This window comes from Mesorhizobium sp. M0923 (assembly GCF_040319365.1).
Lineage (GTDB): Bacteria > Pseudomonadota > Alphaproteobacteria > Rhizobiales > Rhizobiaceae > Mesorhizobium.
Genome location: NZ_JAMYNW010000001.1, coordinates 692,937 through 707,677 on the forward strand (window position 1 = coordinate 692,937; position 14,741 = coordinate 707,677).

Sequence of the window (14,741 nt, forward strand, 5' to 3'; positions counted from 1 at the left end):
CTAGATCATTTTAACGGATGAAGTCGTCGAAGCGGCGCAGCGTCACCCGGCGATTTCGCCAGTTCTCATTCTGCGTCTGCACGAGCAGGAACTCCTCGCCGTAGCCGACGGTTTCGAGCGCATAGCCCGGCACACCGAATTCACGCAGCAAGGTGCGCTTCAGCGAGGCGGCACGTTGTTCGGACAAAATCTGATTCGACTGGAAGGAGCCCACAGCATCGGTATGGCCTTCGATCAGCACGCGGGCACCCGGATCGCGCCGCAGAACGCGCTGAAGTGCATCGGCGATGTTTTCGATCTTGGCGTATTGCGATTCGGAAATGGCAGCCGAGCCGAAGGCGAAATTGATCGACTGGATATCGATAGAGCGGACCATGCGCCGCAAGTCCGGCCGCTTCTTGAATTCGCGGATGGTGACGCGCTGATTCGGGCGCAGCTTCACCCCGGGGCGCGGCTTCAAGCTGGCGCTCGATCGTGGCGGCCGAAGGCGTGGTCGCCTGGGCAACGGCAAGGGTCGGCATGGCGAGTGCCGCAACCAGCACGGCGGCAAATGTGCGTCGGGTCAGCATGTCTTTTCTCCTTCGGCCCTCGGCCGCATTGTGATGCCGACAAGATGGCAAAGACTAGCTGAAGCTTGGATGAACGAGCCTGAAAATCAGGGCCGCATGACGCTGGCCGCGCGCTCGGCAAAAGGCATCGGATGTACGACCTCCTTTTTTTGCGCCACCGGCGTGAAGCCGAGTTTTTGATAAAGCGGCAAGGCTGCTGGGTGATCAAGGGTGCAGGTCTGCACCGTCACCCGCTTGGGTCCGTGCGCCCAGGCTGCGGCGATTGCCGCACCGAGGAACCAGCGGCCAATGCCTTGCCCGGTCGCGTGCTCCATCATGCCGAAATAAGCGAGTTCCACTTCCTCCGGCAGATGCGGCTTGAGGTCGAAGAAGCCGGCCGGCGCGCCGTCGAGATAAAGCACCCTGATGTCGCGGTCCTCGCGATGGATGCCCGCCGCAAGCTCCTCGTCATTCAGTCTCAGCACGTTGACCCAGTGCCATTTGCGGCCGACCCGATCCATCAAATAGCGGTAGAAATGCAGCGGAATGTCTTTGGTCTTGAGCAGCGCGATCTGGCGGTTGTACGGCAGCGGCGGCGAATAGGCAGGCGGCACATGCATTTCGAGAAATGTCACGGTGACGTCGATGTCTTCCAGCGCTCCGTTTTTCATCACCGTCGGTCCTTGCCCGTCACGACGGGCGTGTCGGAAAGCCCACCCCATTCCGTCCATGACCCGTCGTAAAGCCTGTTTTCGGCATGGCCAAGCGTCTCCAGGGCCAGCGTGATGGCTGCCGCGGTGACCCCCGAACCGCAGGAGGTGACGACCGGCTTCGACAGATCGATGCCGGCCTCCTCGATCACTTTGCGCAGCCTGTCCTTGGGCAGCAATTCGCCGTTTTCCGAAAGCGCCGAAAACGGCACGTTGTGCGCGCCCGGCATGTGGCCGAAGCGGATGCCGGGGCGCGGCTCCGGCTCGGTGCCGGCAAAACGGCCAGGCGAGCGTGCGTCGGCGATCTGGCTCTCCCCCGTCTCGACGATCCGGCGCATGTCGGCAAGGCTGGCGACGCGGGCGGCATCGAAGTTGGCATAAAACACGCAAGGCGCGATCTTCGTCGGCTCCGCCGTCACCGGCCGTCCGGCGGCTTTCCAACGATCGAAACCGCCGTCGAGTATATAGACCTGGAACACGCCCATAACGCGAAACAACCACCAGGCGCGCGGTGCAGAAAAGAACCCTGGCCCGTCATAGACAACAATCGTGTCGTCGGCCGAAATGCCCATCGCGCCGACATATTGGGCAAAATGCTGCGGCGACGGCAGCGTGTGAGGCAGAGCCGCGTCGGGGTCCGAAACCGCATCCTGGTCTAGGAAGCGGGCGCCTGGAATATTCGCTGCGTCATACTCGGCGCGCGCGTCGCGCTTTTGCGCCGGCAGATACCAGGACGCGTCGACGATCGTCAGCCCAGGCTCGCCGAGCCGCTTCTGCAACCAATCGGCATCGATGGTGAAAGGACTGTCGTCGGCCATCTTTTCTCTCCTGTCCCGCCTGTCCCAGTCCTATATCAGGCTGGCGGCATCGGGCCAAAGCGAATGCGGAAGCGCCGGTTCTCGCGGCCCTTCTTCTCGATCTTGCCGATATGGATCTCGCCGATTTCGCCGGTGCTCCTCACATGGGTACCGCCGCAAGGCTGGCTGTCGACCGAAGCATTCTCGCCGATGCAGACCAGCCTGATCTTTCCCGTGCCGGCCGGCGGCCGCACATTCTTGGATTTCACCAGGCTTGGATTGGATGCCAGCTCCTCGTCGGAGATCAGCCGGGTGAAGATCGGGTGGTCGGCCCGCACCAGTTCCATCAGCCTGGCCGTCACGTCTTCCTTGGTGAAGCCGGCATCCGGGATGTCGAAATCGATACGGCTGTCGTCCTCGGAAACCGCGGCACCGGTGATCGGGAACGGACAGACGACGGTAAGCAGATGGCAGGCCGAGTGCATCCGCATCAGCAGCTGCCGCCGCGGCCAGTCGATGGCGAGCCTCATCCGCTCGCCCAACCGTGGAACCGCCTGCTCCGGCGCCGGCACATGGATGATCTCGTCCTTGGTTTCGCCGGTGATCGTAGCGGCAATCGCAATGCCGGTGCCGTCGGTGCGTTCGAGGCTGCCAGTGTCGCCCGGCTGCCCGCCCGATGTGGCGTAAAACACGGTCCGGTCCAGAATGATGCCGCCGCGATCGTTGACTGCGACGACGGTGGCGTCGGCCGTCCCCAGATAGGCGTCGTCACGAAACAGCGCTTCGGTCTTGTGCGCCATCACGCGACCCTTTCGAACGGCACCGAAATCGTGCTCCGTTGCTCCATCCAGCCCGGCACCGGCAGCTTCTTTTCGCGCAGGAATTCAGGATTGAACAGCTTCGACTGATAGCGCGTGCCGTAGTCGCAAAGCATGGTCACGATGGTTTGGCCGGGGCCTAGCTCGCGCGCCAGGCGAATGGCGCCGGCAATGTTGATACCGGTCGAACCGCCAACGCAAAGTCCCTCCTCCTGGATCAGGTCGAATACGATCGGCAGTGCGTCCTCGTCGGGGATCTGGAAGGCAAAATCGGGTGTAAAGCCTTGGAGGTTGGCGGTGATCCGCCCCTGCCCGATGCCTTCGGTGATCGAACTGCCCTCGGATTTCAACTCGCCGCTGGTGTAGAAGGAATAGAGCGCAGCCCCCAGCGGATCGGCCAGTGCGATCTTGACCTGGCTGTTCTTGGCCTTCAGCCCGAAGCCAACGCCTGCCAGCGTGCCGCCGGAACCGACCGCCGACACGAAACCATCCACCTTGCCGCCGGTCTGGTTCCAGATTTCTTCGGCTGTGGTGCGGATATGGCCGTCGCGGTTGGCGACATTGTCGAACTGGTTGGCCCAGATCGCGCCGTTCGGCTCGGTCTTCGCCATTTGCTCGGCCAGCCGGCCCGACAGCTTCACGTAGTTGTTCGGGTTCTTGTAGGGCACGGCTGGCACTTCGATCAGCTCGGCGCCGAGCAGTTTGATCGTATCCTTCTTCTCCTGGCTCTGGGTATCGGGAATGACGATCACCGTGCGGTAGCCGAGCGCCTTGGCAACCAGTGTCAATCCGATGCCGGTATTTCCGGCCGTCCCTTCGACGATGACGCCGCCGGGCCGCAGCAGCCCGCGCTGTTCCGCATCGCGGATTATGAACAGGCCGGCGCGGTCCTTGACCGACTGCCCGGGATTCATGAATTCGGCCTTGCCCAGAATCTCGCAGCCGGTTGCTTCCGAGGCCTTGTTGAGGCGGATCAGGGGCGTGTTGCCGATCACGTCGATCACAGAACGGGGCATGGAGATTCCTTTGTGGGTGCGGCGAAACCCTAGAAACCCGAAGCTTCGGTTTCAAGGCAAGAATTTGCTTGGTCCAGTCGCATTTCGCACACTGCAATTGCTGCAGCCAGGCGCGCCCGGCCGGCATTCATTTCAACCATGTACCGAAAAGCACTCTTTTCATTCGATTTCTTCACCGCTAGAGCACAGGCTAAGAAGAGCCGGCGGGGCGCAGCATGACACTCTATCGGGCCAATCCGAAGCATGGCGTCGCCTGGATTACGGGCGGCAGCAGCGGTATCGGCCGTTCGCTGGCCAAGGATCTTGCCGCTCAGGGCTATGTCGTCGCGGTGACTGCGCCCGATGACCATCCGATCGATACGCTCATCGTCGAAACGGCGCAGATGGCGGGCCGTGTCGTAGCCTTTCCCTGCGACGTGACCGACGAAAAACGCATGGCAAAGACGGTTGCAACGATCGAGAAAGATCTCGGTCCGATCGTGTTGGCAGTGTTCAACGCGGGAAGCTATATCGCAACGCCGGGCGAGGATCTTGTCGCGCGCAATTTTCGTCGGTCTTTCGAAGTCAATTATTTCGGCATCATCAATGGCCTGCTGCCCGTCATCGAACGCATGCGCGTGCGCTCGCGCGGCCATGTCGTGCTGATCGGTTCGGTCACCGCCTATTTCGGCTGGCCCACCACCGCCGCCTATGGCGGCACCAAGGCGGCAGTCAATATCTTGGCCGAGTCGCTGAAATACGATTTCGACAAGATGAACGTCCGCATCCAGGTGATGAATCCGGGCTTTGTCGACACGCGGCTGACCGAGAAGAACTTCCTGCCGATGCCGGGCTTGATGCCGGTCAATCTGGCCTCGCGCCGCATCGCGCGAGGCATCGAATGTGGCGGCTTCGAAGTCACTTTCCCACGCCGCCTGAGCTGGACACTGAAGCTGCTCAGAATACTGCCAAGGCCGTTCTGCCGATGGGTGATCAGCACGGTCACCCGCTGGAATGCGCGGCCGTTGAATTTCGACCGCAAGCCACCGGTCGAATAGGATCCGTGATGGGGCGACGGATGATGTTTGCGGTGCTGGGTCTCGTCCTCATCCTTGTCCTGGCCTTGGCGCTTGGTCCGCGCGTCCTCGTCGTAACCACAATCCGTTTCGATCCCTCAGCAATCGGCGACGATCCGCAGGCCTATCTGGCGCGCCAGGAGGCGGCCGTGCCCGGCATCCGCGACGGGCTGGACAAGGAAATCATCTGGGCCGACCCGATGGTCCATGCCAAGACGCCATTCGCGATCGTTTACATCCACGGTTTTTCTGCGTCGAAGGGCGAGATTCGTCCATTGCCCGACGAGGTGGCCGACCAGCTTGACGCCAATCTTTTCTACACGCGCCTGAGGGGACATGGACAGGATGGCGCCGCGATGACGCAAGGCAGCGTCGGTGCCTGGATCAACGACTACGAGGAAGCGCTCGCTATCGGCCGAGCGATCGGCGACAAGGTGATCGTCATAGCCACCTCGACCGGCGGCTCGCTGGCGGCGTGGGCCGCGACGCAGCCAAGCGCATCGAACAGCGTCGCGGCGATCGCATTCATCTCGCCGAATTTCGGCGTCAAGGCTTCCGGCGCCGAATTGCTGACCCTACCGTGGGGCAGACAGATCGTCGAGCTCGTCGCCGGCAAGGAGCGTGGCTTCGTGCCGCGCAACGCGCTGCATGAAAGGTTCTGGACCTAACGCTACCCGATCGCCGCGACATTGCCGATGGCGGCGCTGACAGAGCTTGCCTACGGCGCGCCGGTGGAGAAGACGTCCATCCCTGCCCTGTTCATCTTTTCGGATTCGGACAAGGTGGTACGACCAGATCGCACCCGCGAAATCGCGGCTCGCTGGGGCGCCGCACATGAATTGGTGCCGGTCGACGATACCGGCGACCCCGACAACCACGTCATTGCGGGTGACGCGCTGTCGCCATCGACCACGGCTTTCCTGGCGCAGCGGATTGTCGTGTGGGTCGAGGCGGTGGTGAAGTAAACCAAAGGCCTCAAAGCAAAAGGGCGACCGGAGCATCACTCCGGTCTCCCTTTTCAATCGTGAGTGACCAAGCCAAGCTTGGCCGACCGCAACACGGTCAGGCTATGCGGCCCGCGCTGCCGGCCGCTTACCGCCGAAGCGGCGCTTGTTGTTGCCCTTGAAGGGCTTGGCGCCTTCCGGCTTGCGCTCGCCCGCAAAGGCTGGCTTGTCGCCGAACCGCTTCTTGCCGAAGCCGTTGTTTGCGCCGCCGGGCCGCCTGCCGTCGCGACGGCCATTGTGGTCGTTGCGATCATTGGCCGGTTCGAAACTGCGCTCGTTCTTCTCGGCGGGATTGCGCTGCGGATCGGGGCTGCCGAGATGGTCGGCAACGATCGGCAGCTTGGTGCGGATGATGCGCTCGACCTGGCGCAGCTTGCTGTTTTCGGACGGGTCGCAGAGCGTGATGGCGATGCCGTCCATGCCGTTGCGGCCGGTGCGGCCGATGCGGTGGACATAGCTCTCCGCCTCGTCCGGCAGGTCGAAATTCACCACATGGCTAATGCCCGGCACGTCGATGCCGCGTGCCGCAATGTCGGTCGCCACGAGAATGCGCACCGAACCCTCGCGGAAATCGTTGAGTGCCTTCTGGCGAGCGTTCTGCGACTTGTTGCCGTGGATGACGGCGGCCTTGAAGCCGTCACGCTCGAGATCCTTTGTCACCCTGTCGGCGCCATGCTTGGTGCGCGAAAAGATGATGACGGACTTCATCGCCTCGTCGGCAAGCATGTTGGCCAGCACCTGACGCTTCTGCTTGGTGCGGGCAAAGACGACGCCCTGCACGATCTCGGCGGCCGCGGTGCTGTGAGGAGCGACTTCGACGCGAATCGGGTTCTTCAGCAGGCCTTTCGCCAGTTCGGCGATTTCGGCCGGCATGGTTGCCGAGAACAGCACCGTCTGACGGTCCGGCGCCGTCGCCCTGGCGATGCGCTTGACGTCGTTGATGAAGCCCATGTCGAGCATGCGGTCGCCTTCATCCAGCACCAGCCATTTGGTGTCGGCAAGCACGAGGTCGCCTTCACGCACCAGGTCGGTCAGCCGACCTGGCGTTGCGATCAGGATGTCGACGCCGGGCGCAACCTTCTTCACCTGGCTGAAGCGCGAGACGCCGCCAAGCACCAGCGCTGTCGAGACATGCGCGCCCTTGGCAAGCAGCTTGATCATCTCCTCGATCTGCACGGCGAGTTCGCGCGTCGGCGCCAGGATCAGTGCGCGGGCTGTCTTCGGCCGGCGCTTGGTGCCAAGTGCGATGATCTTCGACAGGATCGGCAGCGCGAACGCCGCCGTCTTGCCCGAGCCGGTCTGGGCGATGCCGAAAATGTCGCGGCCTTCGAGCTGCGGCGGGATCGCCTGGGCCTGGATCGGCTTCGGATCGGTAAAGCCGGCGGCATTCGTGGCCTTGAGCAGTGCGCCGGTAATTCCAAGTGCGGCGAAACCGTTCAGTTCCCCAGCGTCCTTACCGGTCAAAGTGTTTTCATTGGTCAAAATATTCTTCTTTCATGCGGCTCCTGGCCGCAAACATCAATGGCGGCAGGGCGCAACCTGCCGTCGAAAATTGTCATGAAACGACAAGGCGGGCGGACGTTATCGTCCGCACGGCAGCGCTGTCGTGCCCGCAGGCATCATGCCACGGGGCTTTTTCGCCACCTTGCCGATATGTCGGGAAGAGGGAAAACAGACGCAACCAGTCTCATTCATCGAGAAGGCCGGATTATCCCGGCCCAAGCGCCTATGCCGCCGCATATGGCCCAGTTCGCATCGAAATGCAAGGGGCCTGATGCTGCAGCGCAGCAAAAGCCATTAGGAAGCGGCGCTTGCGCTCTCCCCCAGGCATGATTACCACAATCAAGCTTTCCGTTTCGGGGACCGGTCATGAAGGACGTGCTGAAGGAACTCGAGCGCCGCCGCGAGGTCGCTCGCATGGGCGGCGGCCAGGCCCGCATCGACGCCCAGCACAAGAAGGGCAAGCTGACCGCCCGCGAACGCATAGACGTCTTTCTCGACGAGGGCTCGTTCGAGGAGTTCGACATGTATGTCGAGCACCGCTCGACCGATTTCGGCATGGAGAAAACCAAGATCGCCGGCGACGGCGTCGTTACCGGCTGGGGCACCGTCAACGGTCGCCCGGTCTATCTTTTCGCCAAGGATTTCACCGTGTTCGGCGGCTCGCTGTCCGAGGCGCATGCCGAAAAGGTGGTCAAGGTGCAGGAGATGGCACTGCGCAACCGCGCGCCGATCATCGGCCTCTACGACGCCGGCGGCGCCCGCATCCAGGAAGGCGTGGCGGCCCTCGGCGGCTATGCCGAGATCTTCCAGCGCAATGTACTGGCCTCCGGCGTCATTCCGCAGATTTCACTGATCATGGGCCCTTGCGCCGGCGGCGACGTCTATTCGCCGGCGATGACCGACTTCATCTTCATGGTCCGCGACACCTCCTATATGTTCGTCACCGGCCCGGATGTGGTGAAGACCGTCACCAATGAGACGGTCACCGCCGAAAGCCTCGGCGGCGCTTCCGTCCACACGACGAAGTCCTCGATCGCCGACGGAGCCTACGACAATGACGTCGAGGCGCTGCTGCAGATGCGCCGGCTGGTCGATCTGCTGCCCGCCTCCAACACGGCGGAAATTCCCGAGATCGAATGCTACCAATCGGTCACCGATCACGATCTGTCGCTCGACCGGCTGATCCCCGACAATGCCAACAAACCTTACGACATCAAAGAGTTGATCCTTAAAGTTTCCGACGAGGGTGACTTCTTCGAGATCCAGCAGAATTTTGCGAAAAACATCGTCACCGGCTTCGGCCGTGTCGAAGGCCGCACAGTCGGCTTCGTGGCCAACCAGCCGATGGTGCTGGCCGGCGTGCTCGATTCGGATGCCAGCCGCAAGGCCGCGCGTTTCGTGCGCTTCTGCGACTGCTTCTCGATCCCGATCGTCACCTTCGTCGACGTGCCGGGCTTACTGCCCGGCACCGCGCAGGAATATGGCGGGTTGATCAAGCACGGCGCCAAGCTTCTGTTCGCCTATGCCGAAGCGACCGTGCCAAAGATCACCGTCATCACCAGAAAGGCCTATGGCGGCGCCTATGATGTCATGGCGTCAAAACATCTGCGCGGCGACATGAACTATGCCTGGCCAACGGCGCAGATTGCGGTGATGGGCGCCAGGGGCGCGGTCGAGATCATCTATCGCAAGGACATCGGCGACGCGGAGAAAATTGCAGCACACACAAAGGCTTACGAGGATCGCTTTCTATCGCCCTTCGTTGCCGCCGAGCGCGGCTATGTCGACGAGGTGATCATGCCGCATTCGACCCGCCGCCGCATCGCCCGCGCGCTCAGGATGCTGCGCAACAAGGATATGCAAAACCCTTGGAAGAAACACGACAACATCCCGCTGTGAGGGGCTGATGTCGCGCCTGGTCCTCTACATGGGAGCGCGTTTCGGCAGATTTGCCATCCTGCTCTTCGCTCTCCCGCTGTTCTGCCCAATAGTCCTGTGGTTCTGGCTCCTCGATTGGCATCCGCTCGCCGTCATCGCGACTGGTGCTGTTGCAATCCCGGCCGCGATGCTGGCCATCGTTCTGTTGATCGGAACATTGTTCGCCGGTTTTCGACCCAGCAAGGTCAAGGGGATTACTCGGGAATCAGCCCCGAAGCTGTGGGCTGTCTGGGAGAGTATTGCCGGCAAACACCGCGCCAGCCGAACGAGGATCATCCTGAGCGACGATCTCAACGCCAGCGTCGGTGAAGAGCGGCCGTTTCTAGGCTTGCTTGGTCGCAGGCCGATTCTCACCATCGGCCTGCCATTGCTCGCAGCGACCGACCAAAAGGCATTTGCGGCGATCTTGGCTCATGAGGACGCCCATCTGAAAAACAAAGATACAAATGGCGGACGCAACCTGGCCGAACTCGAGAAAAGCTTCGATCTAATCTTCGACTTCGCTCCTCCGGGGAAAACCGTTTCAGGCAGCCTGTTCTACTGGATGCTTGGTCCGCTGTCGCGCACTCTGGAGCGCGAAGAAATACGGTTGTCGCGACGAGCGGAAATTGACGCAGATCGCCATGCAGCGACGTCCGGCGACGCACATGATGCGGCCCGCGCCCTGCTTCTGATCGGTGCCGCCAGTGCGTTCTTCGATGATCAAGTCTATAGCCCGCTCCAGCGTGAACTGCTTGGCGCCATGGCTCCGCCCCGTCCACCACTCGAAAGGGTCCTGGCGGCCGCCGCTCACTTGTCGAGACTTCCCATTCTGCAGGAGTATGCTCAAAAAGGCGTGGGACGCGCGAGATAACGAAAGTGCGGACCATCCGCCCTGGTCCGAACGTCTGATTGCTCTTGGATTTAGCTCGGCTCCAGAGATAGAACCAATTCTGGTTTCTGCCTTGTCGAGCCTGCTGAGCGATGCGTTCGTCGCCGAACGCGTCCGCCATTTCGACGGCGAATGGACATCGAACATCGCCGACGACCTCGATCGATAGCTATCCACCTGGAACTACTGCGGCCAATGCCTCAGTCGGTGGCCTATTCCTCTTCCGCAGCACCGAACCCGGCCCCCATCGTCGCGTGGGCAGCGCCCGACCACGGCGTGGCGTGATTGTCGATGCGCATCTGGAAGATAAAATAGGTCGGCGAGCAGAAGCCGATGCCTTTCACCTTGCCGATGCCGGGCGTATCGGGTGGCAGCGACTGGCACATGTAATCCTCGCGGCAGAAATGGTCGGCCGAGCAGGCAGGACGATTGCCGCGATTGACGGCACCGCCCAGGCACTGGTCGAAATTATTGGTCGCTACGCAGGTGTCGAATTTTTTGCCGCCGACCAACCCGCAAATCTCGTTCGGCATCGGTTTGCCCGTCTTGAAGGCGGCAAAGCTGCGATCCCGGTCGTCGCAGCCGCGATAGGCAATCCCCGCCGGCACGCCGATCTTCGGCGGCCGGCAGGTGTAGCCGGCACGCGAAATGCTTGGCGCGAACGCCGCGAACTGGCCGGTGATGGTATAGCGGTCATTGAAAGGCTGTGCCGGGTTGCTGGCGATCGAGCCGGTCAGGCATGGATGGCCGGAAAACATGTTTTCGCTGTCCTTGGGCAGCAGGCATTGCGCCAGCTTGGTGCGCACGCCGGACACGGTCGCCAGCGGCGTGCAGACGGTGCCGCCGCCGCATTGCCGAGTCGCGCCAAAGCGGGCCGCATCCGCCGGCATCAGGCACGGCATCGCCATCTCGGCCGGCGAATAGGCGATCTGTCCAGCATCGCTCCATGTCGCCGGCGGCGCGAAGGACAGCGGGCGGAAGCGGTTCGGTTCCTTGCCGTCGGCAGTCGCGTGCAGCCAGGCGACGCGACGCGGGATGTCGGCGTGGAGATGCGGCGAGATGCCGACCTCGATGCGGTTGAGCGGCGAGGTCGTCTTGTCATCGAGGCCGATGAAATGGAAACCGGCGGTCGAGCCCGCCTGATGGCAGCCTTGGCAGGCGCCGTTGTCCAGCCGCTCGACCAATGCCTCTGGCGTGCGCACCAGCTTCAGCACAGAGAAATCGAGCCCTTCGAAATCCGCGGGCTGGAACAGCGGCGTGAACGGGTGGTTGGCCTGCCTTGCGCTGCCGAAGGTCGACCACGAAATGACCTTCCTTGCCAAAAACTCATCGGGGATTTGGTAGACGCCTAGATCGACCGCCGCAACATTGGTGCGGACATAGTCGGCAAGTCTTGCTTTCAGCGCGGCGTCTTCGGCAAGACGTGCCATGTCGGGCGTGTTTTCCAGCGGCTTTTCGCTGACAGCCGTTCCGTCGATGCCGAAAATTCGCATGAGATAGGCAGCCTGCCCGCCGAATTCGGTCTCCTGGCCGGAGGGGAAGCGGACCACTTGCGCATTGAGCTCGAGCTGCTTGAAGGTGAGCGCCGCTCTTTCCAGCGGCCCACCGATCAGCCAGCCGGCATCGACGCTCTCGTCGAGCTGTGGTGCCCAGCGTCCGGCGACGCCGACACAGCCGCCATCGACATCCGGCGTGGCATTGTAGACGGCACTGAAATTGAACGGCAGGCGCGAGGCCAAAACCTTGCCGTTCTTCTTGAAGCTGTAGGCGAGGCGATAGATGAAGCGCACTTCGCCGCAACTCCCGTCGCCTTTCAGCGCGGCGAAGTCGCGCCGGTCGAGCCGGTTGACCACGCCGACGAGACGGAAGCGCGCTGCGTCGGTCCTCAGCCAGCGCATGTCCATGACACGGCCAACATTGCCGTCGGTCACCTCGTACAGCGGCCGGCCGCCGGCCTTCATCTCGGTCCGCAATGCTGCGACGTCGCTTGCAATCGTTTCGACGATCGCGTGGTAAGCCGGCGCCTTGTCATAAAGCGTCTTCAAATCGCCCTTGCCGTCGACGCCGAAAATGCCGGCGAAGCCAAAGCCCTTGGCATCGAGAGCAGCAAGTACCGCTGGATCATCGACGATGGTCACCGGCTGCTCAGCGGCATTCGCTGACAGTGTCGCCAAAGCGGCCATGACGAGCGTGGTGAAAAGGAGTGCAATGCGTCTCATCGAAGGTCCGGCTGGCTTTCGATCAATTCCCGCAGCACTGGCACCAGAGCCGACGGTAGATCCTCGGCGATCAAGCCGGGCCCGAAACGACGGCCGGCCTCGGCGTGGATCCAGACCGCCGCGCAGGCAGCCTGGAAGGCCGCCATGCCTTGCGCCAGCAATCCGGCCGCGATCCCCGACAGAACGTCACCAGAGCCAGCCGTGGCCAGCCACGGCGCACCGTTGGCATTGATCGCGGCCCTGCCGTCGGGCGCCGCGATCACCGTGTCGGCACCCTTGTAGACGACAATGGCATTGGCGCGCTTTGCTGCTTCGCGCGCCTTGGTCACTTTGGACTGTTTTTTGTTCCCAGCGATATCTGGAAAAAGCCTGGCGAATTCACCCTCATGTGGCGTCAGCACCAGTGCCGGTGACCATGTCTGACGCGCTGCGTCGAACAGTGCCTGAGGCTGAAGCGCCAACGAGGTGATGGCGTCGGCATCCAGAACGATGGCACTGGCGTGAATTTCAGGCGTAGCCGCTGATGCGCGGGTCAGATCCGCGATCGCCGCAATCAACTGCAATGCGAAATCGCCGACCTTGGGTTTCGGCCCGAGCCCCGGTCCGAACACCAGCGCCTCGGGATGCCGCGCCACGAGGAATTCCTGCACCTCTTCGAGCGAGCCGGCCTCGCGCAGCATGATCGAGGTCAGATGCGCGGCGTTCACCTGCATGGCGTTTCCAGGTGAAAGCACAGTTACTGCCCCTGCCCCACTGCGAGCCGCGGCCATGGCCGACAACCTCGCTGCGCCCGTCGCACTCGGTCCGCCGGAAAAGACAGCAACATGGCCACGCTTGTATTTATGCGAATCGACAGCCGTTCTCGGGTAGTACCATCGCAGCCAAAGTTCCGGTGTGTTCTCGAACGCCGTGACCTTGAGCTGATCGATGATCCCATCCGGAATGCCGATATCGGCGACGATGATCTCGCCGCACAGCTCGCGCCCCGGCATCAGCAGATGGCCTGGCTTTTTCCGCACGAAAGTCACCGTGACCTCGGCCTGGAAGTGAGCGTTAGTCAAGCCGGTCTCGCCTGACACACCCGAAGGCAAATCGATCGAGACCACCGGGACGCGCTCAGCGCTGCTCAAGCCTGAGACGGCCAACGCATGCATCGAAATGTCCTTGGACAGTCCCGCGCCGTAGAGTGCGTCCACGACCACTTCACCCGCTTCCGGGTAGCAATGGCCAATGTGTTCCACGGGCAAGTTGCAGGCATCAGAGGCCAACGCGGCATCGCTTCCGGGTTTCTGCTTGCCTTCGGCCCATACGGCAACGTTCATGCCGGCCTCTGCCAACAACCGCGCCACGACATAGCCGTCGCCGCCATTGTTGCCGGGGCCGCACAGGACATGGACGCGTCTCGCCTGGGGATAGCGCGCCAGGACGACGGCAGCGACCGCTTCGCCGGCGCGCCGCATGAGGCCGAAGCCATCGAGTGGCCCGGCCGCAATCGCCAGCCGATCGGCCTCGGCCATTTCAGACGGAGACAAAAGTTCGTTGCTCATGGAATATCAGGCGACATGCACATCATTTCCCCAAGCATTGTCCAGTTTTTGATCCGACGCAAACAACGAAGGTCCCTAAGCAAAGTTGGCGGCGTACCTCGTTCGGGACGACGGCGCGCAGCTGCTCATGAAATATCCGATCTGCCCAATTTTTGTGCGGACGGCAGGACCGGCGGTGTGTAGGCTCGCGGTGTTCATGGCGCATCCGACGCAGCGAATGATGCGAATGTACATTCCTGCGCGGCATGGTATCCAAATCATGTGAGGCTGCTCGGCGCCCCATCAATTGGCACAGTTCGTGCTTGATTGAAGCGCAAGCGGGGCTCACAACCCGTCTTTTTTGGCAGTGGAGGCCACTTTTTACATGAAAAAGATCGAAGCGATCATCAAGCCGTTCAAGCTAGACGAAGTGAAAGAAGCGCTTCAGGAGGCCGGGCTGCAAGGTATCACCGTTACCGAGGCCAAAGGGTTTGGCCGCCAGAAGGGCCATACCGAGCTTTATCGCGGTGCCGAATATGTCGTCGACTTCCTGCCGAAGGTGAAAATCGAGGTCGTGCTCGGCGACGATGCGGTCGAAGCCGCGATCGAAGCCATCCGCAAGGCGGCCCAGACCGGTCGCATTGGCGACGGCAAGATCTTCGTCTCCAACATTGAGGAAGTCGTGCGCATCCGCACCGGCGAAACCGGCATGGACGCGGTCTGAATTTTCCCGTTA

At 62.1% G+C, this 14,741-nt stretch carries 12 protein-coding genes and 2 pseudogenes; 6 read left to right on the top strand and 8 right to left on the bottom strand.

The features are described 5' to 3' along the window. Window positions 1-10 precede the first annotated feature (10 nt). The 5 genes and pseudogenes from NKH89_RS03330 to NKH89_RS03350 form a co-directional block, all read right to left on the bottom strand. Window positions 11-569, bottom strand: a pseudogene (locus NKH89_RS03330) (OmpA family protein). Between the two features lie 86 nt (window positions 570-655). Next, a complete protein-coding gene (locus NKH89_RS03335; protein WP_023717547.1) occupies window positions 656-1,219 on the bottom strand; it encodes a GNAT family N-acetyltransferase in 564 nt (187 codons plus the stop codon). Continuing rightward, entirely contained in the window at window positions 1,219-2,076 is an 858-nt protein-coding gene (gene sseA / locus NKH89_RS03340) for a 3-mercaptopyruvate sulfurtransferase (protein WP_352908398.1), read from the bottom strand. The genes NKH89_RS03335 and sseA overlap by 1 nt, the downstream gene beginning before the upstream one ends. 35 nt (window positions 2,077-2,111) lie before the next feature. Then, window positions 2,112-2,855, bottom strand: a complete 744-nt coding sequence (locus NKH89_RS03345; protein WP_352496515.1) for an alanyl-tRNA editing protein — start codon at window positions 2,853-2,855, stop codon at window positions 2,112-2,114. Then, the gene (locus NKH89_RS03350; RefSeq protein WP_023717544.1) at window positions 2,855-3,889 is read right to left on the bottom strand and encodes a cysteine synthase A; all 1,035 of its coding nucleotides are present in this window, start codon (window positions 3,887-3,889) and stop codon (window positions 2,855-2,857) included. Before NKH89_RS03350 ends, NKH89_RS03345 begins: the two co-directional genes overlap by 1 nt. A 215-nt stretch (window positions 3,890-4,104) precedes the next feature. On the opposite strand from NKH89_RS03350, the gene NKH89_RS03355 reads away from it, so the two are divergent. Together NKH89_RS03355 and NKH89_RS03360 are read left to right on the top strand one after the other, a co-directional pair. Then, entirely contained in the window at window positions 4,105-4,926 is an 822-nt protein-coding gene (locus tag NKH89_RS03355; RefSeq protein WP_352908399.1) for an SDR family oxidoreductase, read from the top strand. An 8-nt stretch (window positions 4,927-4,934) separates the two neighbouring features. Next, a pseudogene (locus tag NKH89_RS03360) lies at window positions 4,935-5,909 on the top strand (alpha/beta hydrolase). Between the two features lie 102 nt (window positions 5,910-6,011). Here NKH89_RS03360 and NKH89_RS03365 read toward each other — a convergent pair. Continuing rightward, complete coding sequence (locus NKH89_RS03365) at window positions 6,012-7,430, bottom strand: DEAD/DEAH box helicase (protein WP_023717542.1); 1,419 nt, start codon at window positions 7,428-7,430, stop codon at window positions 6,012-6,014. Window positions 7,431-7,817: 387 nt separating this feature from the next. On the opposite strand from NKH89_RS03365, the gene NKH89_RS03370 reads away from it, so the two are divergent. From NKH89_RS03370 to NKH89_RS03380, 3 genes are read left to right on the top strand one after another with little or no spacing between them, the layout of a single operon-like run. Continuing rightward, window positions 7,818-9,350 carry an acyl-CoA carboxylase subunit beta gene (locus NKH89_RS03370; RefSeq protein WP_352908400.1) on the top strand — a complete coding sequence of 511 codons (1,533 nt, stop codon included), beginning with the start codon at window positions 7,818-7,820 and terminating at the stop codon, window positions 9,348-9,350. Between the two features lie 7 nt (window positions 9,351-9,357). Next, complete coding sequence (locus tag NKH89_RS03375; protein ID WP_352908401.1) at window positions 9,358-10,242, top strand: M48 family metallopeptidase; 885 nt, start codon at window positions 9,358-9,360, stop codon at window positions 10,240-10,242. Further along, the gene (locus tag NKH89_RS03380) at window positions 10,211-10,429 is read left to right on the top strand and encodes a hypothetical protein (RefSeq protein ID WP_156948022.1); all 219 of its coding nucleotides are present in this window, start codon (window positions 10,211-10,213) and stop codon (window positions 10,427-10,429) included. The genes NKH89_RS03375 and NKH89_RS03380 overlap by 32 nt, the downstream gene beginning before the upstream one ends. 43 nt (window positions 10,430-10,472) lie before the next feature. Here NKH89_RS03380 and NKH89_RS03385 read toward each other — a convergent pair whose 3' ends face one another. Continuing rightward, a complete protein-coding gene (locus NKH89_RS03385; RefSeq protein WP_352908402.1) occupies window positions 10,473-12,479 on the bottom strand; it encodes a hypothetical protein in 2,007 nt (668 codons plus the stop codon). Continuing rightward, entirely contained in the window at window positions 12,476-14,026 is a 1,551-nt protein-coding gene (locus NKH89_RS03390; protein WP_352908403.1) for an NAD(P)H-hydrate dehydratase, read from the bottom strand. Before NKH89_RS03390 ends, NKH89_RS03385 begins: the two co-directional genes overlap by 4 nt. Before the next feature lie 364 nt (window positions 14,027-14,390). On the opposite strand from NKH89_RS03390, the gene NKH89_RS03395 reads away from it, so the two are divergent. Continuing rightward, window positions 14,391-14,729: a P-II family nitrogen regulator gene (locus NKH89_RS03395; RefSeq protein WP_019857988.1), complete on the top strand. Its 339-nt coding sequence runs from the start codon at window positions 14,391-14,393 to the stop codon at window positions 14,727-14,729. The last annotated feature ends 12 nt before the right edge of the window (window positions 14,730-14,741 follow it).